Source organism: Arthrobacter sp. Y3225116, assembly GCF_059091245.1.
On the sequence record NZ_JBNHGL010000316.1, the window covers coordinates 1 to 2,830 of the forward strand.

General features: G+C 70.3%; 2 protein-coding genes and 1 pseudogene. 2 read left to right on the forward strand and 1 reads right to left on the reverse strand.

The window, feature by feature from the left end:
• Positions 1–400 (forward strand): annotated as a pseudogene (locus AC5RV2_RS16685) (anti-sigma factor); the annotation flags it as partial.
• Positions 401–430: 30 nt separating this feature from the next.
• Here AC5RV2_RS16685 and trmB read toward each other — a convergent pair.
• Positions 431–1,342 carry a tRNA (guanosine(46)-N7)-methyltransferase TrmB gene (gene trmB, locus AC5RV2_RS16690; protein WP_494093265.1) on the reverse strand — a complete coding sequence of 304 codons (912 nt, stop codon included), beginning with the start codon at positions 1,340–1,342 and terminating at the stop codon, positions 431–433.
• A gap of 237 nt (positions 1,343–1,579) precedes the next feature.
• Between trmB and AC5RV2_RS16695 the strand changes: the two genes are divergently transcribed.
• Positions 1,580–2,830 (forward strand): DEAD/DEAH box helicase (locus tag AC5RV2_RS16695; protein ID WP_494093266.1); only part of this gene is annotated, 1,251 nt, incomplete at its 3' end.

Sequence of the window (2,830 nt, forward strand, 5' to 3'; positions counted from 1 at the left end):
GAAGGAGCGACGGCGGTGGGCCGGCGTGGTGGCGGCAGCGGCGGGCGTGTGCCTGGTCGCCGGGGCGGCCATCGGGCCGCTGCTGACCCAGCAGCAGCCGCCGGCGACGGAGAGTTATGTGATGACCGCCGCCGGCGGCCTGCAACTGGAGCTGGCGCTGGTGCACAAGGCTTGGGGCACCGAGATGCGGGTAGCCGGGGAGCAGTTGCCCCGGGACGGCCTGCTCACCCTGTGGGTGACCGGAGACACCGGCTACTCCTATCAGGTGGCCTCCTGGCAGGCGACGCCGGCGGGCCGCGCCACGCTCACCGCAGCCTGCGCCATGGCCACCGACGAGATCGTCGAGGTGGAACTGCGCAACGGGGCGGACGCAACGCTGGCGGCCGTGGCCACGGACTGAGCGGGAGGCCCGGCGGACCGGCCCCTGCGATCAGTTCCGGCGGTAGGCGAGGTCGAAGATCAGCCGTCCGGCGTCGTGGGCCTTCTGCTCGAAGCTGGTCATGGTCCGGCCCTCGAAGCGGGGCGCCCAGCCGCCGTGCTCGTCCATGCCTTCACCGGTGCTGGCGTTGCCGGTGCTGACCGGGACCCGGCCCTCGCGCACCGGGGCGCCGCCCACCACGCCTTCCACGCCGCTTTCCCAGACCTGGGTCAGCGGGCTGTCCTTGCCGGTCCGCTCGCCGGCATGCAGGTTGCGGAAGTCCGGCGAGGCGTCGGCGACCCGGCGCATCTGGATCGCGTAGTCGGACCAGTCGGTGGCCAGCCGCCAGGTCCCGCCCGGCTGCAGGACGCGGGCGGCGAGGTCCGCGAAGCTCTCCTGCACCAGCCGCCGCTTGTGGTGGCGGGTCTTGTGCCACGGGTCGGGAAAGAACACCCAGAGTTCGGCCACCGAGGACTCGGGCAGCATGGTCGCGAGGGCGTCAGGCGCGTTGACCTGCGCCACCCGCACGTTAGACAGGCCGTGCTGGCCGATCCGCAGCAGGGTCTGCGCCAGCCCCGGCCGGTAGACCTCCAGGGCCAGGAAGTTCCACTCCGGATGCTGCTCCGCGGCATGGCAGACGGCCTCGCCGAGGCCGGATCCGATCTCCACCACCAGGGGTGCCTCGCGTCCGAAGGCCGCCGCCGGGTCGAAGACATAGTCCGGGTCCACGGTGGTGTCGCCGCCGTGGCGCGGGAGGTCCACGGCGAACCTGGGGCCGTAGTCGTCCCAGGCCTGCTGGCGGCGGCCCTGCAGCCGTGAGCCGCGGCGCACAAAGCTGACCGGACGGGCGAGGTGGGTGGGCTGCGTGGGGCGCGCACCGTCGTCGTTCGCGGGAAAATCAGGGGTGGGGGAGTCGCTGGTCATCCCCACCAGAGTATCGCCCGTGCGCGGCCGGCCCGGACGTGCTGCTAGACTGGTGCTACTCGGAGGCGCAGTTTGACGCGTTTCCCTGCGTCGATGAACGCTTTCAATTGCGCCGCCGCTTTCCGTCTAACGACGTGACCGGACAGGTCCGGGCGGTTGGCACTGTCTGATTTTTCTTCGGCGACCCTGGGCTAACCTGCCGCGGGGACACTGACCGGAAGACATTCTCACTTTCTTATGACTACTTTTGTTGCCCTTGGCGTGCCCAAGGCCCTTGCTTCGAAGCTCGCTGCCACTGGCATTGATGCCCCGTTCCCCATCCAGACGGAGACGCTGCCCGATACGTTGGCCGGCCGTGACGTGCTGGGCCGCGGCCGCACCGGCTCCGGCAAGACGCTCGCGTTCGCGCTGCCGCTGGTCGCCAGGCTAGCCGAGCGCGAGGCCGCCCATTTCCGCAAACCCGGACGCCCCCTGGGCCTGGTCCTGGCGCCGACCCGTGAGCTGGCCACCCAGCTCAACAACACCATTGAGCCGCTGGCGGCCGAGCTGGGCCTGAACACCACGGTGATCTACGGCGGCGTCTCGCAGCAACGCCAGGAAAAGGCGCTGCGCGCCGGCGTCGACATTGTGATTGCCTGCCCGGGCCGGCTCGAAGACCTGATGAAGCAGAAGATCATCACGCTGGAATCGGTGGAAATCACCGTCCTGGACGAGGCCGACCACATGGCGGACCTGGGCTTCCTGCCCGTGGTGAAGAAGCTGCTGGACACCACCCCGGCCGGCGGGCAGCGCATGCTGTTCTCCGCGACCCTGGACAACGGCGTGGACAAGCTGGTGCAGCGTTACCTGTCCAGCCCGCTGACCCACTCCGTGGACGACCCGCAGGCCGCGGTCACCACCATGGAACACCACGTGCTGGTGACCCGCGATGCCTCCGAAAAGAAGCAGGTGCTCAACCGGCTGGCCGCCGGTGCCGGGCGCCGCGTGCTGTTCACCCGCACCAAGCACCACGCCCGCAAGCTGGCCAAGGCCCTCACCGCCGCCGGCATCCCGGCGGTGGACCTGCACGGGAACCTGTCGCAGAACGCCCGCGACCGCAACCTCGCCGAGTTCTCCTCCGGCCATGTGCGCGTGCTGGTCGCCACGGACGTGGCCGCCCGCGGCGTGCATGTGGACGAGGTGGAACTCGTGATCCACGTGGATCCGCCCACCGAACACAAGGCGTACCTGCACCGTTCCGGCCGTACCGCCCGCGCCGGTTCCGACGGCACCGTCGTGACCCTGGCGCTGCCGGAACAGCGGCTGGAAGTCGGCAAGCTGATGAAGGCTGCCGGCGTGGACGTAGCCTTCGAAAGCGTCACCGCGTCCTCGGAGCTGCTGGCGAAACTGGTGGGCGAGGTGGCCGCACCGGTCGATCCGCAGTTGCGGGCCCAGCAGCAGGCAGCGAACCTGCCGCAGCACGGCGGCGGCACCTCCACCGGCGCCAAC